The 25,604-nt window shown below is 68.7% G+C and carries 24 protein-coding genes and 1 pseudogene; 13 read left to right on the top strand and 12 right to left on the bottom strand.

The annotated features are described in order from the left end of the window. Positions 1-45: 45 nt before the first annotated feature. Positions 46-831: an SDR family oxidoreductase gene (locus tag AC1RNC_RS21285; protein WP_492888239.1), complete on the top strand. Its 786-nt coding sequence runs from the start codon at positions 46-48 to the stop codon at positions 829-831. 43 nt (positions 832-874) lie between these two features. On the opposite strand, the gene spdR is transcribed toward AC1RNC_RS21285, so the two are convergent. After that, on the bottom strand, positions 875-1,432 hold the full coding sequence (gene spdR, locus AC1RNC_RS21280) for a stationary phase response regulator transcription factor SpdR (protein ID WP_492888238.1): 558 nt from the start codon (positions 1,430-1,432) through the stop codon (positions 875-877). A gap of 76 nt (positions 1,433-1,508) precedes the next feature. Then, positions 1,509-2,909 carry an ActS/PrrB/RegB family redox-sensitive histidine kinase gene (locus AC1RNC_RS21275; protein ID WP_492888237.1) on the bottom strand — a complete coding sequence of 467 codons (1,401 nt, stop codon included), beginning with the start codon at positions 2,907-2,909 and terminating at the stop codon, positions 1,509-1,511. 74 nt (positions 2,910-2,983) lie between these two features. Between AC1RNC_RS21275 and AC1RNC_RS21270 the strand changes: the two genes are divergently transcribed. From AC1RNC_RS21270 to AC1RNC_RS21255, 4 genes and pseudogenes are all read left to right on the top strand, one after another. Then, positions 2,984-3,574 carry an SCO family protein gene (locus tag AC1RNC_RS21270; protein WP_492888236.1) on the top strand — a complete coding sequence of 197 codons (591 nt, stop codon included), beginning with the start codon at positions 2,984-2,986 and terminating at the stop codon, positions 3,572-3,574. 114 nt (positions 3,575-3,688) lie between these two features. After that, a complete protein-coding gene (locus AC1RNC_RS21265; protein WP_492888235.1) occupies positions 3,689-4,951 on the top strand; it encodes a polyhydroxyalkanoate depolymerase in 1,263 nt (420 codons plus the stop codon). Next, positions 4,893-5,134 (top strand): annotated as a pseudogene (locus AC1RNC_RS21260) (hypothetical protein); the annotation flags it as partial. The gene AC1RNC_RS21265 and the pseudogene AC1RNC_RS21260, both read left to right, overlap by 59 nt. 37 nt (positions 5,135-5,171) lie before the next feature. Beyond that, positions 5,172-5,915, top strand: a complete 744-nt coding sequence (locus AC1RNC_RS21255) for a YgjP family zinc-dependent metalloprotease (RefSeq protein ID WP_492888234.1) — start codon at positions 5,172-5,174, stop codon at positions 5,913-5,915. On the opposite strand, the gene AC1RNC_RS21250 is transcribed toward AC1RNC_RS21255, so the two are convergent. Further along, positions 5,912-7,873 carry a transglycosylase domain-containing protein gene (locus tag AC1RNC_RS21250; RefSeq protein ID WP_492888233.1) on the bottom strand — a complete coding sequence of 654 codons (1,962 nt, stop codon included), beginning with the start codon at positions 7,871-7,873 and terminating at the stop codon, positions 5,912-5,914. The two genes, AC1RNC_RS21255 and AC1RNC_RS21250, sit on opposite strands and share 4 nt — an antisense overlap. Before the next feature lie 245 nt (positions 7,874-8,118). Here AC1RNC_RS21250 and recQ point away from each other — a divergent pair, with 245 nt between their 5' ends. Then, on the top strand, positions 8,119-9,960 hold the full coding sequence (gene recQ, locus AC1RNC_RS21245) for a DNA helicase RecQ (RefSeq protein ID WP_492888232.1): 1,842 nt from the start codon (positions 8,119-8,121) through the stop codon (positions 9,958-9,960). Positions 9,961-10,008: 48 nt separating this feature from the next. Next, a complete protein-coding gene (locus AC1RNC_RS21240) occupies positions 10,009-10,338 on the top strand; it encodes a hypothetical protein (RefSeq protein WP_492888231.1) in 330 nt (109 codons plus the stop codon). Between the two features lie 8 nt (positions 10,339-10,346). On the opposite strand, the gene mmcB is transcribed toward AC1RNC_RS21240, so the two are convergent. The 4 genes from mmcB to AC1RNC_RS21220 form a co-directional block, all read right to left on the bottom strand. Then, a complete protein-coding gene (gene mmcB / locus AC1RNC_RS21235) occupies positions 10,347-10,802 on the bottom strand; it encodes a DNA repair putative endonuclease MmcB (protein ID WP_492837534.1) in 456 nt (151 codons plus the stop codon). Between the two features lie 44 nt (positions 10,803-10,846). Next, entirely contained in the window at positions 10,847-11,380 is a 534-nt protein-coding gene (locus tag AC1RNC_RS21230; RefSeq protein WP_492888230.1) for a lipocalin family protein, read from the bottom strand. 131 nt (positions 11,381-11,511) lie between these two features. Then, on the bottom strand, positions 11,512-12,654 hold the full coding sequence (locus tag AC1RNC_RS21225; protein ID WP_492888229.1) for a ferritin-like domain-containing protein: 1,143 nt from the start codon (positions 12,652-12,654) through the stop codon (positions 11,512-11,514). Between the two features lie 169 nt (positions 12,655-12,823). Next, entirely contained in the window at positions 12,824-13,447 is a 624-nt protein-coding gene (locus tag AC1RNC_RS21220) for a class I SAM-dependent methyltransferase (RefSeq protein ID WP_492888228.1), read from the bottom strand. A 128-nt stretch (positions 13,448-13,575) separates the two neighbouring features. On the opposite strand from AC1RNC_RS21220, the gene AC1RNC_RS21215 reads away from it, so the two are divergent. Next, positions 13,576-14,061, top strand: coding sequence for a GFA family protein (locus AC1RNC_RS21215; RefSeq protein ID WP_492888227.1), 486 nt, complete (start codon positions 13,576-13,578; stop codon positions 14,059-14,061). On the opposite strand, the gene AC1RNC_RS21210 is transcribed toward AC1RNC_RS21215, so the two are convergent. Both AC1RNC_RS21210 and AC1RNC_RS21205 read right to left on the bottom strand, forming a co-directional pair. Further along, positions 14,058-14,465 carry an SWIM zinc finger family protein gene (locus AC1RNC_RS21210; RefSeq protein WP_492888226.1) on the bottom strand — a complete coding sequence of 136 codons (408 nt, stop codon included), beginning with the start codon at positions 14,463-14,465 and terminating at the stop codon, positions 14,058-14,060. The two genes, AC1RNC_RS21215 and AC1RNC_RS21210, sit on opposite strands and share 4 nt — an antisense overlap. Continuing rightward, complete coding sequence (locus tag AC1RNC_RS21205; RefSeq protein WP_492888225.1) at positions 14,462-14,863, bottom strand: metallopeptidase family protein; 402 nt, start codon at positions 14,861-14,863, stop codon at positions 14,462-14,464. Before AC1RNC_RS21205 ends, AC1RNC_RS21210 begins: the two co-directional genes overlap by 4 nt. Positions 14,864-15,017: 154 nt before the next feature. On the opposite strand from AC1RNC_RS21205, the gene divL reads away from it, so the two are divergent. From divL to AC1RNC_RS21180, 5 genes are all read left to right on the top strand, one after another. Then, complete coding sequence (divL, locus tag AC1RNC_RS21200; RefSeq protein WP_492888224.1) at positions 15,018-17,342, top strand: cell cycle protein kinase DivL; 2,325 nt, start codon at positions 15,018-15,020, stop codon at positions 17,340-17,342. 107 nt (positions 17,343-17,449) lie between these two features. Continuing rightward, positions 17,450-18,841 carry an adenosylhomocysteinase gene (gene ahcY, locus AC1RNC_RS21195; protein WP_492837525.1) on the top strand — a complete coding sequence of 464 codons (1,392 nt, stop codon included), beginning with the start codon at positions 17,450-17,452 and terminating at the stop codon, positions 18,839-18,841. A gap of 145 nt (positions 18,842-18,986) precedes the next feature. After that, a complete protein-coding gene (locus AC1RNC_RS21190; protein WP_492888223.1) occupies positions 18,987-19,838 on the top strand; it encodes a bifunctional hydroxymethylpyrimidine kinase/phosphomethylpyrimidine kinase in 852 nt (283 codons plus the stop codon). Between the two features lie 4 nt (positions 19,839-19,842). Continuing rightward, complete coding sequence (locus AC1RNC_RS21185) at positions 19,843-20,967, top strand: serine hydrolase domain-containing protein (protein ID WP_492888270.1); 1,125 nt, start codon at positions 19,843-19,845, stop codon at positions 20,965-20,967. Positions 20,968-21,121: 154 nt separating this feature from the next. After that, positions 21,122-21,919, top strand: a complete 798-nt coding sequence (locus tag AC1RNC_RS21180) for a transporter (RefSeq protein ID WP_492888222.1) — start codon at positions 21,122-21,124, stop codon at positions 21,917-21,919. Between the two features lie 17 nt (positions 21,920-21,936). On the opposite strand, the gene rarD is transcribed toward AC1RNC_RS21180, so the two are convergent. From rarD to AC1RNC_RS21165, 3 genes are all read right to left on the bottom strand, one after another. Then, complete coding sequence (gene rarD / locus AC1RNC_RS21175) at positions 21,937-22,848, bottom strand: EamA family transporter RarD (protein WP_492888221.1); 912 nt, start codon at positions 22,846-22,848, stop codon at positions 21,937-21,939. Positions 22,849-23,064: 216 nt separating this feature from the next. Then, complete coding sequence (locus tag AC1RNC_RS21170; protein ID WP_492837519.1) at positions 23,065-24,093, bottom strand: aspartate-semialdehyde dehydrogenase; 1,029 nt, start codon at positions 24,091-24,093, stop codon at positions 23,065-23,067. Positions 24,094-24,189: 96 nt separating this feature from the next. After that, positions 24,190-25,572, bottom strand: a complete 1,383-nt coding sequence (locus tag AC1RNC_RS21165) for a TonB family protein (protein WP_492888220.1) — start codon at positions 25,570-25,572, stop codon at positions 24,190-24,192. Positions 25,573-25,604 lie beyond the last annotated feature (32 nt).

The following is a 25,604-nucleotide window of genomic DNA, read 5'->3' as shown; positions in this document are numbered from 1 at the left end:
CATGCCCGGTTCAAACTGTTGTTTGAACAATCGGGAGGACGCCGCATGGCGCAGAGCACGGGCCGGGTCGCCGGCAAGAAGGCCTTCATCACCGGCGGGGCCCAGGGCCTGGGCGCGGCGGCCGGGCGGATGCTGGCCAAGGAAGGCGCCAAGGTCGCCCTGGCCGATCTCAACCTGGCCGGCGCCCAAGCCGTGGCCGACGAGATCAACGGCGCCCACGGCGCGGGCACGGCCTTCGCCTACCATCTGGACGTCACCCAGGAAGACCAGTGGATCGAGGTGCTGGAAAAGGCCGCCGGCGACATGGGCGGCCTGTCGGTGCTGGTCAACAACGCCGGCATCGGCGGCGACGGCCCGATCGAGAGCCTGGATTTCGCGCTCTGGAAAAAGGTGATGTCGGTCAATGTCGACTCGGTGTTCCTGGGCGCCAAGCACGCCCTGACCCACATGCGGGCGCATCAGCCGGGTTCGATCATCAATCTGAGCTCGATCGCCGGCCTGATCGCCAACGGCAACTCGCCCGCCTACAACGCCTCCAAGGCGGCGGTCTGGCTGCTCAGCAAGAACATCGCGCTGTACTGCGCCAAGATGAAGCTCGACATCCGCTCGAACTCCATCCACCCGACCTTCATCGACACCCCGATCCTGGAGGGCTTCACCTCGCGGTTCGGCAAGGAGGAAGCCTTCGCCAAGCTGGCCCGTCAGGTGCCGCTGGGCCGCATCGGCGAGCCGAACGACATCGCCAACGCGGTGCTCTATCTCGCCAGCGACGAGAGCAAGTTCATGACCGGCGCCGAGATCAAGGTCGACGGCGGCATCTCGGCGATGTGATGGGATAGATCCTCCCCCGTGTCGTGGGGGAGGATCTTGCATCTCAGCGCGGCGCGCGTTTCGCCAGGATCCGCTGCAGCGTCCGCCGGTGCATGTTCAGCCGGCGCGCCGTTTCCGACACGTTGTGGCCGCACATCTCGTAGACGCGCTGGATGTGCTCCCACCGCACGCGGTCGGCGCTCATCGGGTTTTCCGGCGGCACCGGAGCCGCGTCCTTGGCGGCCAGCAGGGCGCGGGCCACGTCGTCGGCGTCGGCGGGCTTGGAGAGGTAGTCGACCACCCCCGCCTTCACCGCCGCCACGGCCGTGGCGATGTTGCCGTAGCCAGTCAGCATGATGACCTTGGCGTCGGCGCGGGCGTCGCGCACCGCCTCGACCACCTTGAGGCCCGAGCCGTCCTCCAGCCGCATGTCCAGCACCGCGTGGGCCGGGGCATGGCTGCGCAGAAGGGTCAGGGCCTCGGCCACGGACGCGGCCAGCGTCACCTCGAACCCTCGCTGCTCCAGCGCTCGACCCAATCGGGTCCGCAGCGGAGCGTCATCATCCAACAAGAGCAGCGTCTTGTCCGGCAGCGCCGAAACCAGCTCACCGATATCCGCCATAGAAGTCCGCGCCTCCCCAGCGCCAATACTCAACAGGCCAAATAACAACCCATACTTTCGTGCTTCCGCGTCGTACTCAAGCCCCCGCGAAACCAGGAGCTTCCAAGGCCGGACGAGGCCAGCGCGCCGAAACCACCGCCCCACCCCGGCGACCATTACGGAAATCCACTGTCGCGCCGGTTCGTTCCAGCAAGGTCTTCGCGATAAAGAAGCCCAGACCCATGCCGATGTGCCCCGTTCGCGACCCTTCCGCGCCCGGACGGGTCGTGACATAGGGCTCGCCCAGCTTGGCCAGCACCTCCGGCGAGAAGCCCGGACCGTCGTCGCGCGCCTCGATGACGATGTAGCGAGCGTCGAAGCGGGCGATGACGATCACCTCGCCCCTCGCGAAATCGACCGCGTTCTCGACGATGGAGGTCATGGCGTGGATGATCTCCGGGCGCCGCCAGATGTCCGGGGCGGTCTCGCCCGAAGGACCGTTGACGACGGCTTCCACGCGGACGCCATGCACCAGGTGCGGCTCGATCACGTCCTGGACCAGCTGGACCAGGCTCATGCGCTCGTGCACGGCGTCCTGAGCCTCGGGCATCTCGGTCAGGCGCTGCAGGATCTCGCGGCAGCGGGCCGCCTGGCCGATCATCAGCTCGGCGTCCTCGCGGGTCTGCTCGTCGGGCGCGTTGCGGGCCATTTCGCGGGCCACCACCGAGATGGTCGCCAGCGGCGTGCCGAGCTCGTGGGCGGCGGCCGCGGCCAGGGCGCCGAGGGCCGACAGACGCTGCTCCCGGGCCAGCACGGTCTCGGTGACGTTGAGGGCCAGCTCCATCCGCGCGGACTCGCTGGCCGCCTGCCAGGCATAGGCGGCGGTCAGGATGATGCCGACGATCCGCGCCGACACGATGGTCCACAGCATCAACGGGTTGGGCTCGAACGGCCACGGACGGCCGTTTATGGTCGGCAGCGGCATGTGGAAGATCGCCAGCAGCACCGAGGCGGCGATGGCCAGGGCGCCCAGGCCGAAGGCGTAGCGGGCCGGCAAGGTCGCCGCCGCCAGAGTCACCGGCGCGATCAGCAGCAAGGCGAAGGGGTTGTGCGCGCCGCCGGTCAGATAGATCAGGCCCGACAGCTGCAGGATGTCGAAGGCGATCTGGGCGGTGGCCTCGCCGTCGCGGGCCAGGCGCTGGCCGCTGGAGGCCAGGCCCAGCAGCACGTTCAGCCAGGCCGAAAGGGCGATCAGGGTGAAGCACAGCGCCCACGGCACCTGCAGCTTCAGAACCAGTCCGGAAATCAGCAGGATCGCGGTCTGGCCGACCACCCATAGCCAGCGCTGCGCCAGAAGGGTTCGCACCCTTAAGCGTCCGCGGCGCAGTCCTGGAGCCGTCCAGGACCAGGCGTCGTCTTGCGCCGGTTCGTCGCCCGGCCTATCGAGCCCTTTGTGACGTTGATCGTCGGGCGCTCTCGCGAACGATACGTCAGTCATGGTCGCAGGATTGTCCAGAATTGCGCGCTTTGCGAGAGCAAAAGGACAAGCGGCAAGAAAAGGATGAAAAGCACATGCCTCGCCACCGCCTTGTCCTGATCCTGGCCTGCGTCCTGGGGCTCGCCGTGACCGCGGGCCTGGCGTGGCGCGCCGGAGTATTCAAGTCCCAAGCGTCCGTCGCGGTCGGCGGGCCGTTCCAGCTGGTGAACCAGAATGGTGTTCCGACCACCGAGAAAGCGCTGAAAGGTAAATGGAGCGCGGTGTTCTTCGGTTTCACCTACTGCCCCGACGTCTGCCCGGGCACGCTGCAGGGCCTGGCGGCGGCGACCGACCAGCTGGGTCCCAAGGCCAAGGACCTGCAGATCGTCTTCATTTCGATCGACCCTGCCCGCGACACGCCCCAGCAGATGAAGACCTATCTGTCGGCCGACTATGTGCCGAAGACGACGATCGGCCTGACCGGGACGCAGGAGCAGGTCCAGGCGGCCGCCAAGGCCTACAAGGTCTACTACGCCAAGGTCGGCGACGGCCCCGGCTACACCATGGACCACTCGACGGCGATCTACCTGATGGACCCCAAGGGGCGCTTTAAGACGGTAATCCCCTACAACCTGCCGCCGGCGGACATCGCACGCCGGATCAGCGACGCGATGCGCGAGGGCTGAGAACGCTACCACTCCGGCGTGAGGCGGCCCCATGACGCGGCGCCAATCGCTGTGAAAGGTAGACTCTCTTAGGCTTTGGCGTGCTATGTTGCGATGCAACATCGCGAGTGCGCCATGCTCTACGCTCTACATGAGGCGGCTTATTACGCCTCCACGCCGATGCGCCTCGCGGCGCGGGCGGCCCGGGACTTCTGGGGATCGCCGCTGAATCCGGCCGCCGACTCGGCCGTCGGCCGACATATGCACGCCGGCGCGGATCTGTTCGCCAACGTCACGCGCCGCTACGGCAAGCCCAAATGGAACCTGGACACGATCAGGGTCGGCCAGGTCGACGTCCGCGTCCGTGAGACCGTGGTCTGGCAAAGCCCCTGGGCGCGGGTGATCCAGTTCGACCGCGACATGGCCGACATGCGCCGGGCCGGGAAGTTTTCGCTGGATCCCGCCGTGCTGATCGTCGCCCCGCTGTCGGGCCACTACGCCACCCTGTTGCGCGGCACGGTCGAGGCCTTCCTGCCCGACCATTCGGTGTTCATCGTCGACTGGGTCAACGCCCGTAACGTCTCGGTGCTGGAAGGCCGCTTCGACTTCCACGACTATATCGACCACATCATCGAGATGCTGGCCGTGCTGGGTCCGCGCCCGAACGTCGTGGCCGTCTGCCAGCCCGGCCCGCCGGTCCTGGCCGCCGCCGCCCTGATGGCCGAGCAGAACCATCCGTCGCGCCCGGCCAGCATGACCTTCATGGGCTCGCCGATCGACGCGCGCCTGTCGCCGACCGTGACCAACCAGCTGGCCGAGGAAAAGCCGTTCACCTGGTTCCAGTCGAACATGATCTACACCGTTCCGCCGCCCTATCCGGGCGCGGGCCGGCGCGTCTATCCGGGCTTCGTCCAGCTGGCCAGCTTCATGAGCATGAACGCCGAGCGCCACCAGGAGGCCCACCGCCGCTACTTCGAGCACCTGGTGACCGGCGACGGCGACAGCGCCGACAAGCACCTGGAGTTCTATGACGAGTATCTGTCGGTGTTGGACCTGACGGAGGAGTTCTATCTCCAGACCATCGACATCGTCTTCCAACAGTACCTGCTGCCCAAGGGCGAGCTGACGCACCGCGGGACCTTGGTGAAACCCGAGACGATCACCGACATCGGCCTGATGACGGTCGAGGGCGAGAACGACGACATCTCCGGCATCGGCCAGACCCAGGCCGCCCACGGCCTGTGCGCGAACATCCCCGACGACCTGAAGCTGGACTATGTGCAACCCGGCGTCGGCCACTACGGCGTGTTCAACGGCCGCCGCTTCCGCGAGGAGATCTATCCGCGCGTGCGCCGCTTCATCCGCAAGTGCGACCCGCACTTCGAGGAAGAGGCGTAGGGGCCGAGCGACCGTCCTCGCCCTTCGACAGGCTCAGGGTGAGGACGAATGTTGGCGCCGCGCTAGTGTCCTTATCGATTCCGAAGTTCGTCGGAGCTTGCCACAAGCGCTTGCGAACTTCGGAATCGGGACACTAGAAATCCTCACCCTGAGCTTGTCGAAGGGCGAGGATTGCGGGCCCGCTTGCGGCGCGAGCCAACGCACCCGATCTTAAGCCCCGATGTTCGCGCTCAAGGCCCAACGTTTTTCCGACGGTGATCGACTGGAGATCGGCGGCTGGCCGGTTCGCCTGCGGGTGGACGGCCGGGCGCGGCGGATCTCGCTGCGCGTCGACCGGGCCAGGTCCGAGATCGTCGCCCTGGCTCCCAATCCCAAGCGCCTCAACGAGGCCGTGGCCTTCGCCCAGGAGAAGTCCGGCTGGATCGCCAAGCAGCTGGCGGCCCTGCCCGAGCGGATGAACCTGGCGCCCGGCGGGATCCTGCGGCTTAACGACAAGGCCTATCGCCTCGAGGTCGGTCCGGGGCGGGCCCGCCTTGACGACGCCCATGGCGATGGGCCCCGCATCGTCGCGCCCGACGACGCCAACTGGGGGCTGAAGGTCATCCGCCTGGCCAGGCGCGAGGCGCTGGCCGTGCTGACCGAGCGCACCGCCGTCCATGCCGCGGCCCTGGGCCGGCCGATGCCGTCGGTGGCGGTGGCCGATCCCAAGGCGCGCTGGGGCTCCTGCCGGCCGGCGACATCCAGGGCTCCGGCGGCGATTCGCTACAGCTGGCGCCTGATCCTGGCCCCGGCGGTGGTGGCCGACTACGTCGCCGCCCACGAGTGCGCCCATCTGATCGAGGCCAACCACGGGCCGCGCTTCTGGGCGCTGTGCGAGCGGCTGGCCGGCGATCCCGCTCCGCATCGGGCGTGGCTACGGGCCCACGCGGCAGAGCTGCACGCGATCGGGGCTTCGCCGACCTAGTAGGGCAGCTGGTCCGCCGGCGGGGCCGCGCCGGCCGGGGTTTCCGCCGCCGGGCCTTCCGGACCCGGCGTGGTGTTCATCAGGTCCCCGATCGGGTCGGTGTTCTCGATCGGCGGAGGCTCGACGACGCCGCCCGGGATCGGGGTGGCCTTCAGGCGGGGCAGGGCGGCGGCCATGAAGGTGCGCCAGATTTCCGCCGGGGCGCCGCCGCCGGTGACCCGCTTCATCGGGGTGTTGTCATCCTTGCCGGTCCAGACGGCGGTGACGAAGCCGCCCGTGTAGCCGACGAACCAGGCGTCCTTGTAGTCGCTGGTCGTGCCGGTCTTGCCGGCGATGTCGTAGCCTGGGACCCTGGCGCGCGTGCCGGTGCCCGAGGCGACGACCTGGCGCATCATCTGGTTCATGTACTGCAGGGCCGGCGAGCCGATCACGGCCGAGCGGGCCTGGCGGTCGACGCTGTGGTCGTACAGCACCTTGCCGCTGGCGGTGCGGATGCGCTCGATGCCGTAGCCCTTGGCCATGAAGCCGCCGTTCGAGAACGGGGCGTAGGCCTGGGCCATCTCCATCGGCGAGACCTCGACCGCGCCCAGGGCCATCGACGGGTCCAGCTGGATCTTGCTGGTGATGCCCAGGCGACGGGCGGTGGCGGCGACATTGCTGGTGCCGACCTCGTTGGCCAGCCGCGCGGCGACCGTGTTGATCGACTGGGCCAGGGCCGTCTGCAGGGTGATCGGGCCCAGATACTTGTTGGTGTAGTTCCTCGGTTCCCAGTTGCCGATCTTGACGGGCTCGTCGACGACCATGACGGCGGGCGTGCGGCCCTGCTCCATGGCGGTCAGATAGACGAACGGCTTGAAGGCCGAGCCGGCCTGACGGCGGGCGGTGGTGGCGCGGTCGAACTGGCTGTCGGCATAGTCGGCGCCGCCGACATAGGCGCGGATACGGCCTTCGCCGTCGATGGCGACCAGCGCCGCCTGCTGCACGCCCTGGGCCCCGTGGCCATCGACGCCCAGCTTCACGGCGCGCTCGGCCGAGACCTGGATCGGCAGGTCCAGCGTGGTCTCGACGACCAGGTCCTCGGTCGGTTCGCCGACCAGCGAGCGGACCTGGGCGTCGATATAGTCGGTGAAGTACTGGGCGCGCTGGTTGGCCAGGGTGGCCGAGACCCGCACTGGCTCCTTGAAGGCCTCGTCGCGCTGCTCGGGCGTGATGGCCTTGATGCGCACCATCTCGTCCAGGACGATGGTGGCGCGGCGGGCGGCGCGCTCCTTGGCCGAGACCGGCGAATAGCGGGCAGGCCCCTTCATCATCCCGGCCAGCAGCGCGGACTCGCCGATGGTCAGGTCCTTGGCGGGCTTGTTGAAGTAGCGCTGCGAGGCGGCCTCGATGCCGTAGGCGCCCGCGCCGAAATAGACCCGGTTCATGTAGAGGGCCAGGATCTGCTTCTTGCTGAACTTCATCTCCAGCCAGACGGCCAGGATCAGCTCCTGGGCCTTGCGGCGATAGTTCTGGGCCGGGCTCAGGAACAGGTTGCGGGCCAGCTGCTGGGTGATGGTCGAGCCGCCGCGCTGCGGGCCGTCATGGGTGGCGTTCCACGCCACCGATCGCATGATGCCCCAGGGGTTGAAGCCGAAGTGGTGGTAGAACTGCCGGTCTTCGATCGCCACGAAGGCGGCCGGCACGTATTCCGGCAGGGCGTCGATATCGACCGGCGGCGCGTACTGGCTGCCGCGCACCGCCAGCAGGGCGCCCGAGCGGTCCAGATAGTTGATCGAGGGCTGGCGCTTGACGTCGTAGAGCTTGGACGTGTCCGGCAGATCGCTGGCGAACACCGCGAAGAAGGCGACGATGAAGATCAAGCCCCAGACGCCCAGGACCGTGCCCCAATAGACGAGGGCCTGGAGCGGGGTGCGCTGCGGCCTGGCCGCCTTGTTCCCGCCGAAGGGTCCGTTCGCCATGGTCTTCCTGTTCCAAGATGCGGCCGCGAGGAGGCTCACGCTCGCGCGTGTTCCGTTTAGCCGAAGCCCACAGAACGCGCGACAAGATTGACGAGCGGTAAATGCGACCCGAGGCGCTCTTGTGGCGCTCGGCCGATCATGGCGATATGCCACCTGGAATTGAGTAAGCGAGAGGCGCGGTGATCATGACGTCCTGGGGGCCCCAACACTTGGCCTGGGGGCCGGACGCTGCCAAAAGAGCGCCCGTGTATGTTCCTCCCGAATCCCCAGAACTCGACCACGCCCGCGACGTCTTGCGGCGCACCTTCGGCCACGCCGATTTCCGAGGCATGCAGGCGGGGGTGATCAACGAGATCCTGGCCGGGCGCAGCGCCATGGCCGTGCTGCCGACCGGCGGCGGCAAGAGCCTGTGCTATCAGATCCCGTCGCTGATCCGGCCCGGGCTGGGTCTGGTGATCTCGCCGCTGATCGCGCTGATGGCCGACCAGGTCCAGGGCCTGCGCCAGGCGGGCGTGGCGGCCGAGCGGCTGGACAGCAACGTCTCGATGGACGAGCGCTCGGACATCTGGCGGCGCATCGACGCCGGCGAGGTGGACCTGCTGTACCTGTCGCCCGAGGGCCTGATGCAGCCGTGGATGCTGGATCGCCTGGCGCGCACCCCACTGGCCCTGGTCGCCGTCGACGAGGCCCACTGCGTCAGTCAGTGGGGTCACGACTTCCGGCCCGAATACCGGATGATGGGGCGGCTGGCCGAGCTGTTCCCGAACGTGCCGCGCCTGGCCGTCACCGCCACCGCCGACGCCCGGACCCGCGACGACATCCGCGCCGAACTGCGCCTGCAGGGCGCGGCCGAGTTCGTCGACAGCTTCGCCCGGCCCGAGCTGGCCCTCTCCGCCGAGCGCAAGCGCGGCAAGGGCCATGACCGGGTGGTCGAACTGGTGCTGGAACGTCCTGGCCGGGCCGGCGTCGTCTATGCCGGCAGCCGCGACTCCACCGAAAAGCTGGCCGAGAAGCTCAACGCCGAGGGCGTTCCGGCCCTGGCCTATCACGCCGGCCTCGACAAGGCCGTCCGCGCCAAGCGGCTGGAGGACTTCCTGGAGGCCGACGCCGCGGTGATGGTGGCGACGATCGCGTTCGGCATGGGCGTCGACAAGCCCGATGTCCGCTTCGTGATCCACGCCGACCCGCCGGCCGCCATCGAGGCCTACTGGCAGGAAGTCGGCCGCGCTGGCCGCGACGGCCAGCCGGCCGAGGGCATCACGCTCTACGGCTCGGCCGACATGGCCTGGGCCGGCCGCCGGATCGAGACCAAGGACGCCCCCGACGAGGTCAAGCAGGCGCAAGGCCGCAAGCTGCGCCAATTCTATTCCATGCTTGAGGGCGTCACCTGCCGCGCCGCCGCCGTCCGCCGCTATTTTGGCGAGGAGGGCGTGGCCCGCTGCGGGGTCTGCGACGTCTGCGTCTCGCCGCCGACCGGCATCGACGCCACCGAGGCCGCTCAGAAGGCGCTGTCGGCCGTCCACCGCATGGGCGGCCGGTTCGGGCGCGGTCGCTTGATCGAACACCTGCTGGGCAAGACCAAGGACGTCACGCCGCAGGAGGCCCAGCTGCCGACCTTCGGCATCGGCCGCGAGTTCAGCCAGCCGGTCTGGCGCGACCTGTTCGACACCCTGATCTTCGAGGGCCTGCTGCGCGAGGATCCCAATGACGGCCGGCCGTTGATCGGCCTGGGCGACGTCGAGGGCGTGCGCCAGGTCTATCGCGGCGAGCGCCGCGTCGCCCTGCGCCAGATGGCCGAGGCGCCGGAGACCGGCCGCTCGACGGCCGGCCGCAAGCGCCGCGAGGGCAAGGCCCTGACCATCCCGACCGAGAACCAGGTCCTGTTCGAGGCCCTGCGCGCGTGGCGCAAGGAGCAGGCGCAGGCGCAGCACGTGCCGCCCTACGTCATCTTCCACGACGCCACCCTGGCCGAGATCGCCGCCGCGCGTCCGGCCACCCTGGCGGCGCTCGGCAAGTCCGGCGGCGTCGGCCAGGGCAAGCTGGATCGTTACGGCGAGGCGGTTTTGAAGGTCGTGCGGGAGAACTAGACGGCTCCCCGCGCGTTAGCTCCCCGTCAAGCCGAGGAGCCTCCCCCCATGACCGACGTCAGCAGCTTTACCCCGAACGACGCCTCGTCCGCCGCCGCTGCGGCCGTTGACGAGGTCAGGAAGACGACCGCCGAAAAGACCAAGCGCGCCAAGGAAGCGGTGACCAAGGCCGTCAAGTCGGCCCGTGAGACCGCCACCGAAGTGGCCCAGCAGACCCGCACCTTCGCCGAGCAAAAGGCCAAGGTCGGCGCGGCCTGGACCCGCGACAAGGCCCAGGTGGTTCATCACACCGCCGAGGAACACCCGATCGGCGTGGCCTTCGGCGCGTTCGCCATCGGCCTGGGCGTGGGTTTCCTGATCGCGCGGAACCTGGACTAGCCAGACCTTTAGAGACTCAGGCGCTCGGCGTTCACGCCCGCGGCCCGCAAGGCCGCGAGGCGGGCGAACGCCAGCGTCAGGGCCTTGCGACGCGCTGGCGCCAGGGGCGTGAGCGGGGCCTCGCGCACGACCGCGCCGCCGAAGCCGTCGGCGACGACCAGCCCCGGCTCGTCCGGCAGGACGCCCTCCGGGAAATGCGGTGCGACGGCGAAATAGAACGCGTCGCAATAGGGGGCGTACTCGCCCCACTTCCGGTCGACCCGGAAGTCTTCCAGCCCCGACTTCACCTCGACGATCAGCACGTCGCCCTTGGGACCCAGCGCCATCAGGTCGGCGCGTCGTCCGTTGGGCAGCGTCACTTCAGCCAGCGGCGCATAGCCCAGATCCACCAGCAGTCGCGCGGCGCCGCGCGTCACGTTCAGGGTGGTTTCAGGCCGGCTCTGAAGCTGGATGATCACGTCCATCGACGGAATAGTGTTCCAGCTTTGTTCGCGGATCAAGAGGGGCGCTAAGGCGCTGGCTGCTTTGTCGGCCGCAGCATGCCCAAGTCATAGCCTAGCGCCTTGGCCCGCGCGGTCAGCGCCGCGCGGTCGGCTTCGGTCGGCAGCTCGCGCGACAGCAGCCACAGATAGCGTCCCGAGCCCTCGCCGACGATCGACCAGCTGTAGTCGTCGGCGTGGTCCATGACCCAGTAGTCGCCGAAGAACGGGCCGAAGAAGCTGACCTTGAGCTTGGCGTTGGTCGCCGTATCGACGACCTTGGCCTTGCCCTCGGCGACCTTCACGGGACCGTCCACCGCGCCCTGGCGGCAGGTGTTGAGCACGCGGATCAGGCCGTCGGGGCGCCTGGAATATTCGGCGGTGACGCCTTCGCAGCCCTTCTCGAAGCGCATGTCGTAGCGGGCGACCTCGTACCACTTGCCCAGGTAGCGATCGAGCTCCACGGCCTTGGCCGGCTGGGGCGGATGCGCATTGCCGCTAGGGCCAGCGACACAGGCGCTCAGCGACAGAACGAGCGGCAGGGCGAGGAGGGCGGCGCGCATGAAGACTCCGGGGCGTGAACGCGTGACCAGATACGACGGCCAGCGGCCGCCGGATGATAGCGCGGTCCAAAAACGAAGACCGCCCCGCCGGGGTTCCGGCGGGGCGGCTAAGCTCTGGCGTCGGGGCGCGCCTACTCGGCGGCGATGCTGACGGCGCCGACCGGGCGGTCCTTGAAGTTGATGGCCTGCAGGTGGCGGATGCCTTCCTCGGCGATGTCGTCGCCGACCATCCGCTCGCCCTCGCCCTTCAGTTCGTCGATGTCGACATACATGGCGTAGAAGGCCTTGGTGCGGTCGGTGATGATGCCGGCGTTGAGCAGCGTCTTGACCAGCACCCGGAAGATGTTGGTCTGCTCCTTCATGTTCTCCCGACGCACGTCGTCGGTCATGATCTTCCCGTACTCCTCGACCACCTTGTCGGGATCCAGGCCGAATTCGGCATAGAGGTCCAGCTGCTGGTGCGGCGAGACGAGGTTGAACAGCAGGGTCTGGAAGCAGTGCGCCGCCCAGTCCTCGATGATGGCGTGTTCCTCGGGCGACAGCTTGGGCACGGTGCGGTCGGCCCAGATTTTCCCGAACTTGTGGTGGAAGGCCTCGTCGGTCATCACCAGCTGCAGCAGGCGCTTGCCCACGGGATCGTTGATATTGTTGTAGAAGGTGGCGAAGGCGCCCATGGCCAGACCTTCGACCAGCATCTGCATGCCGATGATCTTCTTGTAGACCTCGGGCGCGCCGATGATCTCGACCAGCAGGGTCTTCAGGGCCGGGCCGCATTCGACCGGCTTGCCCCAGCGGGCCTTGATGTATTTGGCGAAGGCCGTGACGTGGCGGGCCTCTTCGCGCGTCTGGTTGGCGGCGTATTCCTGCGCGCCCTGGTCCTTCAGCACGTGGCACAGGCTGGCCGACAGGTTCAGCGCGCCCTGCTCGCCGTGCAGGATCGACGAGAAGCTGCGCAGCACCGACTGGTTGATGAAGCGGATGCGCGTCTTCGGGTCGGACAGGTGGTTGGAGACGTAGTCGGTCGACAGGGCGATGACCATGTCCTCGGGAACCAGGGCCTGGTTCTCCATGTCGAACGGCTCGTCGAAGTCGATATAGGTCTTGTCCAGCGGATCCCAGAAGTGGTCGTGGGTCGCCGAGATGATCTTGTCGAAGGCGCTGGAACGATTGCCGTAGCGGTCGAGTTCGAGCATCGACTCGAAGTCGTCCGGCGCGACCGCGTCGTACATGGCGTCCTTGGTGATATTCCGGTCTTTAGAGATTGGGTCGGTCATGTCGGCGCTCCCTATCGGCCGTGCGATGTCCAGCGGGCAGGGTCCGTCTTGCGCGGATCTCGGCCCATCTGAACACTGTCAACTCAGTTGAGCGGACGGGTCAAACAAAAAATGACGGAGGCGTCAGGTTTGCTGGCGTGGCTGGGCTGGGCTGGGATGTGGCCGGCCTCTAGGCGACGCTCGCGGCGCCCCGTTCGCACCAGCCCAGCGGACGCGGCGTCTTGTCGAGATAGAAGCGGTGGTTCTCGTCCAGGCGGAAGCCGGCCGCCTGGACCGCCGCCGAGACCGGCCGCGTCAGGTGGCAGCCGCCCGCCAGGCGCTTCCACAGCGGTTCGATGCGTCGCTGCCAGCGCGCCGTACCGGCGTCGGGCGTGAGGCCATGCTCGCAGAACAGGAAGCGGCCGCCCGGCCGCAGCACCCGCCGGGCCTCGGACAAGACGGCGGCGGGCGAGCGGACCGAGCACAGGGTGAAGGTGCACAGCACGGTGTCGAAACGGGCGTCGCCGAACGGCAGGCTCTCGCCTTCGCCCGCGACGATCTCGACCGCCAGGCCCTCGGGGCGCGGGGCGGCCTGGGCGAGGGCGCGCAACTCGGCGGAGGGGTCGACGCCGGTGACGCGGGTCACCGTGGCCGGGTCGTAAAAGGCGAGATTCAAGCCGCCGCCGACGCCGAGCTCCAGCACCTTGCCCCACGCCTGGGGCACGATCTTGGTCCGCTGCTCGCGAAACGCCGGCGCGCCGCAAGCGCAGCACAGCAGCTTGGGCAGGATGTAGCGCTCGTACAGCGTCGCCATGGCGTTTTCCCCCTTTTTTGAGTTGGCAGCAGAGCGGCGCGGGGCGGGTTTGGTCAAGCCGGCCTGCTGTCAGATCTGGCAGCAGTGCGCTTTATTCGGAAACGGCCAGTCGCTTCGGAGTTCTCCCCATGCCCAAGCCCCTCAAACCGCCCGCCGAGGAGGCCGAAGGCGCGTGCGCGTGCGGGGCGGTGCGGGTCGCCATCGGCGTGCCGGCGCGGTGGGCGTTCCACGACCACTCGGCCGCCAGCCGCCGCGCCCAGGGCTGCGCCTATGTCACCTACACGGCCAGCTACCGCAGCCGCTTCCGCTGGCTGGAGGGCGAGGACCTCGTCACCCGCCACGAGCACGAGGGAACAACCCGGGGCTTCTGCAGTCGCTGCGGGACGCCGATCTTCATGGAGCGCAAGCGCGCCCCGACCATGATCAACCTGCCACGCGCCCTGTTCGAGACCCGCACCGGCCGCGAGCCGCGCTACCACACCTCGCTCGACCAGGCGCCGGACTGGGCCTATGGCGGCGGCAAGCTGATCCCGCTGAAGGGCTATCCGGGCGTGATGTGGGAGCGGCCGAAACCGAAGGCCAAGCGCAAGGCGCCGATCGACGACTTCCTCTAGCGCCCTTCCAGCGCGACCAGCACGGCCGGCTGCACGCGGGCCAGTTCGGCGAGGCGTTCGATCAGGGCGTCCTTGCTGTCGAGGGCCAGGCCGTCGCGCAGTTTCGCCATGCGCTCGCGGACCTTGGTCAGGTCGGCGGCGTTGGCGGCGGTGACCACGGCCGCCTGATGCTTGCAGGCCCCGAACTTCTCGAAGCCTGGGCAGGTGCACAGGCCTTCGCCGGCCGGAGCCCACAGCTGCACGACATAGAGGTCGCCGACGCTGCCGGTGACGTGGGCGGTGACCTTCTCGTCCTCGATCGAGACGAGGTCGACGGCGCCGGCCTCGGCCATGGCCGCGCCGGTGTCGAACCAGCGCTCGTCCATGCGCTCGCGCCACGTGTCGGCGTCAAACAGCTGGCTCATGCCTCGTCCTCGATGCGGTGGATGTCGTCGTCCGACAGGCCGAAATGGTGGCCGATCTCGTGGACCAGCACGTGGGCGATCAGGTCACCGAGGCTGACATCGCCGCGCTCGGCCCACTCGTCCAGGATCGGACGGCGGTAGAGAAACACCCGCGACGGCTCGGTCCCATAGTCCAGCACCGAGCGGCGGCCCAGGTCGACGCCCTGATAGAGGCCGGTCAGCTCGAAGGCGTCCTCGATGTCCAGGCCGTCCAGGACCTCCTCGGCCGCGAAGTCATCGACCCGGATGACCACGTCGCCGGTCAGCTTGCGGAATTCGTCGGGCAGGGCGTCGAAGGCCAGCCGGGCCAGGGCGGCGAAGTCGTCGAGCGACGGGGCGAGGCGGTCGGACCAGGTCATGGGTCTCCAAATAGAGCGATTGGAGCGTTAAGCCACCGGGTGTCGCGATGAAATCGCGACCGACCGCCACACCCGACCTTGATCGCGCTCTGGTCATGGCCCGACTAATCTGGGATTCTGATTCGACGACCCGCTGGGGTAAGCGACGCGCCTGATGACATCGTACGACCTGATCCTCGCGGCCGTGGCCGGCGCGGTTTGTCTCGCCATCTGCGTCACCCTGTGGTCGCTGGGGCAGCGCCGCGGCTATGAGGCCCGCATCGCCGCGCTGAAGGCCCGCCTTGGCCTGCAAGGCGGCGACGCCCTGGACGCGCCCGCCTGGGTCGAAGCCTTCGACACCGCCGTGATCGCCGTCGAGGGCGGCCGCGCCGATCTGGCCGCCGGGGCCGAGGGTCTTTCGGCCTGCGCCCAGGTGCTGGGCGTTGAGGCCCGCGTCGACGCGGTGATCGCCGCCCTGGGCGGGGCCGATCCCGACCACGCCCACAAGCTGACGGCGCTGTTCGAGCGCGGCGAAGCCTGCGTGTTCGAAGCGCGCGGGGCCGCGGGCTGGGTCTCGGTCGAGGGCCGCGCGGTCGGGGCGCTGGCCTGGCTGCGCCTGATGGCCGGCAGCGGCGGCGATTCCGGCCTGCCGTCGGCGTCCCGCTTCGCCGCCTTCGTCGACAGCGTGGCCGAACCGGCCTGGATCGCCGGGGCCGACGGCCAGGCCGTCTGGGGCAACGCCGCCTTCGTCCGCGCCGTCGGGGCCAGCTCCGCCTCCGCGGCCGCCCTGGCCGGCAAGAGCTTCGACCGCGCCGCCGACGCCCTGGTCGTCGAGGCCGTCGAGAAAAGCGCCAACGGAGAAGGCCGCCGCGAGGCCGTGCGCTGGATCAACCTGGAAGGCCGCCGCCGCGCGTTCCGCCTGTCGGCCCAGCCCCTTGAAGGCGGCGGGGTCGGAGTGTTCTGCGCCGACGTCACCGAGATCGAGGATGTCCGCGACGCCTTCAAGAAGCACGTCGAGGCCCACGACGAGACCCTGAACCACATCGCCGAGGCCGTGGCGATCTTCAGCGCCACGCGGCGGCTGTCGTTCCACAACACCGCCTTCGCCGAACTGTGGGGCCTGGAGCCGGCCTGGCTGGCCGACCGTCCGACCCATGGCGAGATCCTGGATCGCCTGCGCCAACGCCGTCGCCTGCCCGAGACCATCGACTACGCCGTCTGGAAGGCCGCCGAACTGGCCCGCTACGAAGACGTGGGACCCCAGGCCGACGACCTGTGGCACCTGCCCGACGGGCGGACGCTGAAGGTCGTGCGCCAGCCCCATCCGCTGGGCGGCATGCTGCTGATCTATTCCGACATCACCGGCGAGCTGCGCCTGAAGGCCCAGTACAACGCCCTGATCCAGGTGCAGCAGGCCACGCTGGACAAGCTGAACGACGCCGTCGCGGTGTTCGGCTCTGACGGGCGCCTGCGCCTGCACAACGAGGCCTTCGAGACCTTCTGGAACGTCAGCGCCTTCTCCCTGGAGGCGGCCGGCGACTTCGAGGGCGTGGTCGAGCTGTGCGTGCCGCGCCTGCACGACCTGGCCTTCTGGCGTGAACTGAAGGGGCGGGTGGCCGATCCCGATCCACAGATGCGCGCCCCGACCTCGGGCGAGGTCCGCACTTCTGACGACCGCATCGTCGTTTACCAGAGCCGGCCGCTGCCGGACGGCGCGACCCTGATCGCCTTCGCCGACGTCACCGACACCCGCGACCTTCAGAGCGCGCTGGCCGACCGGTCCGCCGCCCTGGCCGAGGCCGAGCGCCTGAAGCGCGATTTCGTCGGCAATGTCAGCTACGAGCTGCGCACCCCGCTGACGACGATCATCGGCTATTCCGAGCTCCTGGAGCGCGCCGACGGCATCTCGGAGCGCGGCCGCAACCACGTGGCCGCCGTCCGCGCCGCCGCCACCCAGCTGGCCCGCTCGATCGACGACGTGCTGGACATGGCCCAGATCGACGCTGGCGAGATGGCGCTGGAGATCGGGGACATCCGCGTCTCCGACCTGCTGCTCAACGCCCAGGAACACGCCCTGAAGGACGCCCAGCTGGGCGCGGTGACCCTGGCGGTCGAGTGCGACGAAGAAGTCGGGCTAATCCGCGGCGACGGCAAGCGCCTGGCCCAGACCCTGGACCACCTGGTCGAGAACGCCCTGCGCCAGACCCCGCCGGGCGGCCGCGTCACCCTGTCGGCCCGCCGCGCGCTGGGCGAGGTGCGCCTCGACGTCTCCGACACCGGCCGGGGCGTGCCGTTCCACGTCCAGGCCCATATTTTCGACCGCTTCGTCGGCCGGGATCGCGGCGGGCCTGGCCTGGGCCTGGCCCTGGTCAAGGCGCTGGTCGAGCTGCATGGCGGCTGGGTGGCGCTGGAGAGCGAGCCCGGCGCCGGCTCGACCTTCACCTGCCACCTGCCCGAGACCCAGCAGCCTGGCGCGATGCAGCCCGAACTGAGCTTCTGAACGGCGCGCGCCGCCGGACATAAAGATATCTTTATGCGTTAATTGCTAGGAAGGGTCGGGCGCGCTATAAGCCGCTCAAGATCCCATCCGACCGCAGGAGCCCGACCGTGGCCGACTATATCGTCAAGGACATCTCGCTCGCCGATTTCGGCCGCAAGGAAATCGCCATCGCCGAGACCGAGATGCCGGGCCTGATGGCCACGCGCGCCGAGTACGGCCCGGCCCAGGTCCTGAAGGGCGCCCGCATCGCCGGCAGCCTGCACATGACCATCCAGACCGCCGTGCTGATCGAGACGCTGACGGCCCTGGGCGCCGAGGTCCGTTGGGCTTCGTGCAACATCTTCTCGACCCAGGACCACGCCGCGGCCGCCATCGCCGCCTCGGGCGTGCCGGTGTTCGCCTTCAAGGGTGAGAACCTGGTCGAGTACTGGGAATACGCCCACAAGATCTTCGAGTGGCACGACGGCGGCTACCCGAACCTGATCCTCGACGACGGCGGCGACGCCACCCTGCTCTGCGTGCTGGGCCCGAAGGCCGAGAAGGATCCGTCGATCCTGAACAACCCGCAGAACGAGGAAGAAGAAGCCCTCTACGCCGTGATGAAGAAGTATCTGGCCGAAAAGCCGGGCTTCTACTCGGCCATCCGCGCGGCCATCGGCGGCGTGTCGGAAGAAACCACCACGGGCGTGCACCGCCTGTACCAGATGGCCGCCAAGGGCGACCTGCCGTTCCCGGCCATCAACGTCAACGACAGCGTCACCAAGTCGAAGTTCGACAACCTGTACGGCTGCCGTGAATCGCTGGTCGACGCCATCCGTCGCGGCACCGACGTCATGCTGTCGGGCAAGGTCGCGGTGGTCTGCGGCTACGGCGACGTGGGCAAGGGCTCGGCCGCCTCGCTGCGTCAAGGCGGCGCCCGCGTGATCGTCACCGAAATCGACCCGATCTGCGCCCTGCAGGCGGCGATGGAAGGCTATGAGGTCCAGACCCTGCAGGACGTCGCCGACAAGGCCGACATCTTCGTCACGGCGACGGGCAACAAGGACGTCATCACGGTCGACGACATGCGCCGGATGAAGAACAACGCCATCGTCTGCAACATCGGTCACTTCGACTCGGAAATTCAGATCGCCGGCCTGCGCAACTTCAAGTGGGACGAGATCAAGCCGCAGGTCCACCACGTGGAATTCCCGGACGGCAAGAAGATCATCGTCCTGTCGGAAGGCCGTCTGGTGAACCTGGGCAACGCCACGGGCCACCCCTCGTTCGTGATGTCGGCCTCGTTCACCAACCAGACCCTGGCCCAGATCGAACTGTGGACCAACAAGGCCAAGTACGAGAACCAAGTCTACACCCTGCCCAAGCACCTGGACGAGAAGGTCGCCTTCCTCCACCTGGAAAAGCTGGGCGCCAAGCTCTCGACCCTGCGCAAGGATCAGGCCGACTACATCGGCGTGCCGGAAAAGGGTCCGTTCAAGCCGGACCACTATCGCTACTAATAGCGACATCCGCGGCGCCAGTTTCCGTTGCGGAAATCGTTTGAAACAAGAGGAAAGGCCCGCCGGCGACGGTGGGCCTTTTCTTTTTCGGCCACAGGTCGGGACGCCCTATTCAAGTCCGCATTGCTCGGCTAATCGCTTTGCCATGCCGTTAGCCTTGATCATCTCCAGCCACGTCGCCGGCAGCCAGGTGGGCGCGACGGCGCAAGCCACCGCCCTGGCGCAGTTCCGTATCGACTCAATGGTCGTGCCGACCGTGCTGTATGGCCGCCATCCTGGCTGGGGCATCCCCGGCGGGGCGCCGGTGCCGATCGAGGTGTTCGAGGGCATGATGGACGGGATCGAGGCCAACGGGCTGTTCGGCCTCGTCGACCTGGTCATCACCGGCTATTTCGCCGCCGCCGCCCAGGTGCGGGCCGCCGCGCGGGTCATCGACGCCGTGCGCGAGTCACCCCGCCCGAACGGCGCGGCCACGCGGCGGCCCACCGTCATCGTCGATCCGACCATGGGCGACGCCGGCAAGGGCCTCTACATCCCGGCCGAGACCGCCGACGCCATCATCGCCGACCTGATCCCCCGCGCCGACGTCGTAGCCTGCAATAGCTGGGAGCTGCAGAAGCTGACCGGCACGGACGCCCGCGACCCGCAGAGCGCCATGCGCGCCGCCCGGCTGCTGGGCAAGATCACTCTGGTTTCGTCCGTGCATCGCGGGGCCGAGATCGGCGCCGTGCTGGCCGACAAGAAGGAGGCCTGGCTGGCCGCTCACGCCAAGGCCGAGCGCTCGCCCAACGGCACCGGCGACCTGCTGACCGCCCTCTACGCCGCCTCGATCCTGGAGGGGCAGACCTTCTCGTACGGCCTGGCCCGCGCCGTCGGCGGGGTGGCCGAGACGGTCACCGCGGCCAATATCTGGAACGCCCCGGAGCTGCCGATCGTGGCCATGGGCGCGCGGATCAAGCAGACCTCGCCGACGGTCCGTATCGAGCGGCTGGCTTAGGATGGTGGGCGAAATCACCGGCCTCTGCCCCGACCGTTTCGCCCGCGTGCGCGAGGCGTTCGAAGCCAACTTCGTCGATGGGGGCGAGCTCGGCGCGCGCTTTTCGTTCGCCGTCGATGGCGAGATCGTCGTCGACCTGATGGGGGGCTTCGCCGACCGCAAGCGCGAGGTCGCCTTCGGTCCCGACACGCTGACGGCCCTGTTCTCGACCACCAAGGCCGTGGCGGCCCTGATGGTCGCGCGCCTGGTGGACGAGGGGCGCCTGGCCTACGACCAGCCCGTCGCCGACGTCTGGCCGGAGTTCGCGCAAGCCGGCAAGGGCGCGGTCACGGTCGAGCAGGCCCTGTCGCACCAGGCCGGCCTGTCGGGGTTCCCGGACGAGACCGACCCGGCCCTGTGGTTCGACTGGGACGCCACCTGCGCGAAACTGGCCGCCATGGCTCCGCTGTTCCCGATCGGCTCGGCCAGCGGCTATCACCCGGTCACCTACGGCTACATCGCCGGCGAGATCTTCCGCCGGGTCGACGGCCGCACCATGGGGACGGCCCTGCGCGAGGACATCTGCGCCCCCTTGGGCCTGGATCTCTGGATCGGCCTGCCCGACAGCGAGCACGGCCGCGTCGCCGACCTGATGCGCCCGACGGCCCTGCCCAAGTTCGGCGAGATCAACGCCGCCGTGACCGCCGCCTTTCTCAAGCCCTGGTCCTCGCCCGGCGGACGCGGCGCGGCCGAGTGGCGGCGGGTCGAGATCCCCTCGGCCAACGGTCACGCCACGGCCGAGGCCCTGGCCCGCCTGATGGGCGCCCTGGCCACCGACGGGACCCTGGGCGGCCGCTCGATCATCACCCCGGCCGGGATCAAGGCCGCCAGCGCCCAGCGCATCATCGGCCAGGACCTGGTGCTGCCCTTCGTGATCAGCTGGGGCGCGGGCTTCATGCGCAACGAACCCAACATGTTCTACGGGCCGACGCCCGAGGCCTTTGGCCACTCGGGCTGGGGCGGCTCGTGCGCCTTCGCCGATCCGACGCGGGGCGTCTCCGGGGCCTATGTGATGAACAAGCAGGGCGCCGCCCTGATCGGCGATCCGCGCGCCGTGCGCCTGATCGAGGCGGCTTACGCTTCGCTTTAGGTCCCCCTCATCCCGATCTCCCCGGCGAAAGCCGGGGTCCAGGTTCAGCCGTGGCTTTCAGACTATCTTGGCGCCTTAGAGCCCTATGATCTGGGCCCCGGCCTTCGCCGGGGAAATCGGATTTTGGAATAGCCATCGAGTCGGGAGACGTCGAATGACGCGGGCTCTTGCTGTCGCAACCCTGTTGCTCGTTCTGGCCGGCGCGGCCCACGCCGAGGATCGCGACTTCTGCGCGGACCGGCCCGGCAAGGGCTCGCCGCCGTGCGTGCTGGACAAGGGGCGCTTCCAGGCAGAGCTGGGCGGGGTCGACGCCGCCTTCAGCCGGGGCGGCGGGGTCTCGGTCGACGATGTTTCCTACGGCGGGCTGGAGCTGCGGCTGGGCCTGACCTCGACCGTCGAAGGCCAGCTGACCTGGACCGCCCACGAGCGGGTGAGGACCAACGACCACGGCGTCGTCTCGACCGTCTCGGGCGCGGGCGACCTGGGCCTTGGCCTGCGGTGGTCGCTGAAGAACCCCGGCGGCGACGGCCTTTCGGCCGCGATCCAGCCCTATGTCACCGCCCCGACCGGCGCCAACGGCGTCGGCGGCGGCGATCTGTGGCGGGGCGGGGTGATCGTCCCGCTCTCGATCCCGCTCAACGCCGACTGGTCGCTGAGCCTGTCGCCCCAGGTCGAGGCGCGCGAGAACACCAGCGGCTCTGGTCGCCACGCCGGCTACGCCCTGGCCGGCGGCGTCGGCCGCGCGGTCGGGCCGGTGAACCTGGGCGCGGAGCTGTGGGTCGATCGCGACGACGACCCGTCGGGCCACGTCACCCAGGCCAGTTTCGACCTCACGGCGGCCTGGACGCCCAAGGCCCTGCACGACGTCCAGCTGGACGCCTCGGCCTATGTCGGCCTCAACCGCCAGACGCCGGACCTGGAGCTGGTGGTCGGCCTGGCGCACCGCTTTTAGGACCCATGGCCCGGTCTTCAGGCCTGCGCCAGGACCTTGGTCCTCTTCCAGGCTCCGTAGGCGAAGGTCGCCACGCCCAGCCAGATGAACACGAACGACAGCGCCCGCAGCGGCGTGAAGGCCTCGCCAAACGCCACGCCCAGCAGGAACTGGAGCGTGGGGGCGATGAACTGCAGGAAGCCCACGGCGCTGAGCGGCAGGCGGCGGGCCGACCAGGCGAACAGGGCCAGGGGGATGACCGTGGCCGGACCGGCCAGGGCCAGCAGGCCCGTGACGGCGGCGCCGTGGCCGAAATGGCCCTGTCCCGTCGATTGCAGGTGCAGCACATAGGCCAGGCCCGGCAGCGCCAGATAGGCGCATTCGATGAACAGGCCCGTCTGAGCGTCGGCCTTCACCTGTTTGCGCAGGATGGCGTAGGCGCAGAAGGTGGCGGCCAGGCCCAGCGAGACGATCGGCAGGTGGCCCAGGGCGATGGTCTGGATGGCGACGCCGACGGCCGCGAAGCCGATGGCGACCTTGCCTTCGGTGGTCATGCGCTCGCGGAACAGCAGGGCCCCGGCGGCCATGTTCATCAGTGGGTTGATGTAATAGCCGAGGCTGGCCTCGATCACGTGGCCGGCGTTCACCGCGAAGACGTAGATCGTCCAGTTGCCGAAGATCGCCGCCGTCGACAGCAGCAGCATCCCCAGTGTGCGCGGCTGGCGCAGCACCCGCGCGACCTGGCCGCCCTGCCGGGCGATCAATACCAGGCCGCCAGCCCACAGCACCGACCACAGCGTCCGGTGGGCGATCATCTCCCAGGAGGTGGCGCCCAGGTTCGACAGCAGGTGGAAATAGAGGGGCAGGAAGCCCCAGAGCACGTAACAGCCGACACCGGCGACATAGGCGGAACGACTTTCGGCCGAGGAGCTCGCTGAACTGGGCGGCATGGGACCAAACCTTTCGGCGGCGTTTGTCTCAGCCGGCAAGTTCGCCGTCCGCCCGCATCTTGCTGAGCTTTCCAAGATCCGATCTTCCCGGCGAAGGCCGGGACCCAGATCTCAAGGCGCTTGGGCTGATGGGAAGCGCGCGGAGCCGATAGCGCCAGCCCCGCGCTCTTCCATCTGGGCCCCGGCCTTCGCCGGGGAAATCGGATTTAAGGAACCCTAGGCCGGGGTCTTCTGCCTGATCAGGCCCTTGTCGTGCAGGAGCTGGGCGATCTGCACGGCGTTCAGCGCCGCGCCCTTGCGCAGGTTGTCGGCCACGCACCACAGAGCGATGCCGTTCTCGACCGTCGGGTCGGTGCGGATGCGCGAGACATAGACCGGGAACTCGCCGGCGCTTTCCTTTGGCGTCATGTAGCCGCCGTCCTCGCGCTTATCGATGACTTCCACGCCTTCGGCGTCGCGCAGGATCTCGCGGACATCGTCCTCGTCCAGCGGGGTCTCGAACTCGATGTTCACGGCCTCGGCGTGGCCCACCATGACCGGCACGCGCACGCAGGTGGCGGTCAGCTTGATCGACGGATCCAAGATCTTCTTGGTCTCCATCATCATCTTCCACTCTTCCTTCGTGTAGCCGTCCTCCATGAACACATCGATGTGCGGAATGACGTTGAAGGCGATCTGCTTGGTGAACTTCTTGGGCGGCGGGGCGCCCAGGACGAACACGCCCTTGGTCTGCTCCCACAGCTCGTCCATGCCTTCCTTGCCCGCGCCCGACACCGACTGGTAGGTCGAGACGACGACGCGCTTGATCTTGGCTTCGGCGTGCAGGGGGGCCAGCACCACCACCAGCTGCGCGGTCGAGCAGTTGGGGTTGGCGATGATGTTCTTCGGCAGCTTGTCGACGGCGTTCGGGTTCACTTCCGGCACCACCAGCGGCACGTCCGGATCCATCCGGAAGTGGCTTGAGTTGTCGATGACGATCGGACCGGCCGCGCCGATCTTCTCGCCCCAGGCCTTGGAGATGGCGCCGCCGGCGCTCATCAGCACGATGTCGACCGTCGAGAAGTCGAACTTCTCCAGGTCCTCGCAGTGCAGGATCTGGTTGCCGAACGAGACTTCCACGCCGATGGATTTGCGGCTGGCGATGGCGTGCATCTTGTCCACGGGGAATTTGACTTCCTCGAGGATGTTGAACATCTCGCGGCCCACATTGCCCGTGGCGCCGACCACGGCGACCCGGTAACCCATCGCGCTCTCCTGAAACTGTGCCCGCGTACCGCGCGGAGCGTGGTTCGTTACGCTTCATGGTCCAGGCGCGCAAGGCGAGGAAAGCTGGCGCGGCGATCAGCCCGGCTTGCCAGCTGGAGCGGCGGGCTCGTCCTGGGCCTTCACGTCCAGGGTGAACTGCACCGGGATGGTGATGGTCAGGCCGTCGACCGTATCGCCTTCCCGCGTCCAGGGGTTCATGCGCATGGCCTTGACCGCCTCGACCGCCGCCGCGCCGAAGCCAAGGTCGGCCGGGCTTTCGCGCGCGGGCTTGCAGCCGGTCAGTTCGCCCGTGGCGGTGACCGTGCAGGTCGCCGCGCCGAGGCCGGACTTGACCCCCGCCTTCGCGGCCGCCTGCGGATAGACCTCCGCCATGCCCTCGGCCGACAGGGTGCGGATCCAGCGCGGCTTGGTCAGCTTGCGGGCCTCCGGCGCGGCCGGATCGCGGAATCGGAAGGGCAGATCGATTTTGTAGTCCTTGAAGGACTTGGCGTCGGCCGGGCCGATATTGACCAGGAACAGCTTCGAGAGGTCCTGGGCCGCCTTGCCGAAACCCTTGCCGCGCGGGTTTTCGGAGATCACGTCGCAGCTGCGCAACTGGCCGGTCTTCATGAGGACGCAGCGCAGGGCGGCCTGGCCGAACGGTTCGCCGGCCGCGGCCTTGGGCCACGCGGCGTCGAGCTCGGCCAGGGTGGGCGCGCGGCTCCAGGGCGGGTCCAGCACGATGGAGGTGCTGTTGATCGGCGCCCCGCCGGGGGGCTCCTCCCAGGTGATCGGGATATTGACGTCGCCGCCCGGCACGGCGCGGCCGCCCCGGATCTTGGGCGACATCCGAAACTGCGGAGCCAGCTGCAGGCCGGCCCCGCCGAAGTCCATGCCTTCGGGCGATTCCGAGAGGACCCGGCAGGCTTCGAGGAAGCCCTCGACCGTGGCCTTGCAGCGGATCACGGCCTTGCCGCCGACGCGCCTGTCCAGCGCCTTCTTGGGAAAGACATTGGCGATCTCGGCGCCGTTCGGCTTGCGGATCCAGCCGGGATTGGCGTCGCCGGGGGCCAGGAACTCGAAGCTGGTGCGGACCGGGCGGCCCTCGACCGAGGCGCCCTGGGCGTCCTTGGTCGCGATCCGCTCGTAGCCGACCACCGACAGGGCGGCTTCGCCGAAGCCCTGGCCGACGGGATCCTCGCGCAGCACCTTGCAGTCGACCAGGCGTCCGCGCTTGTCGGTGACGCAGCCCAGCACGGCCTTGCCGGTGACGATCGCGCCCTTGGGGAAGGCGGCCTTCATCCTGGCCTCGGGCACGTGGGTGACGAAGTTCGGCCGCCAGCCCGAGGGCGGGGCGTCGTCGTCGGTCTGGGCCAAGGCGGCCGTGGCCAAGGCGCCCGTGGCCAAGGCGACCGTGGACAGGGCGGCGGTGGAGAGGCCGGCCGTGAGCAGGCCCAGCAGGAAGGTGCGCGACAGCACGGGAAACCCCAGGAACGGGCCGGCGCACGACC

Source organism: Caulobacter sp. GW822-FHT01G02 (assembly GCF_058802865.1).
The sequence above is the reverse complement of the archived record's forward strand: the minus strand, read 5'-3'. Positions and strand labels throughout refer to the sequence as shown.